The organism is Streptomyces sp. P17 (assembly GCF_032436805.1).
Taxonomy (GTDB): Bacteria; Actinomycetota; Actinomycetes; order Streptomycetales; family Streptomycetaceae; genus Streptomyces.
The window spans coordinates 1-274 of sequence record NZ_JAVRBF010000776.1 but is presented as its reverse complement, the minus strand read 5'-3'; the positions used below and the strand labels follow the sequence as shown (position 1 = coordinate 274).

Below are 274 nucleotides of genomic sequence, written 5' to 3'. Positions count from 1 at the left end.
GGAACAGCTGCCTATTTTGGTAGGTCAAATAAGAAAAATAAGTTCATCTTCGTGATAGTCTAAGCGCCATTTGCCAGTATGCCGTTGATAGGCCAAAGCACCGAGCTGCTGTTCTGGTGGCAAGTTTTTAGGCTCATCTTTGAAGTTATGTTCCACTAAGTAGATCGGGATCAAGATCTCAGTTTGGTCGAGATCCATTTGATCGAAGCAGAAGATGACCCCTTCTTGGAAAGCACCTTTTAATTTCTTCAGCAAATCGAAATTGAGCTTTTCA

At 42.0% G+C, this 274-nt stretch carries 1 protein-coding gene; it reads right to left on the bottom strand.

The features are described 5' to 3' along the window. Positions 1-24 precede the first annotated feature (24 nt). Positions 25-274 (bottom strand): hypothetical protein (locus tag RMT89_RS42920; protein ID WP_315889182.1); only part of this gene is annotated, 250 nt, incomplete at its 5' end.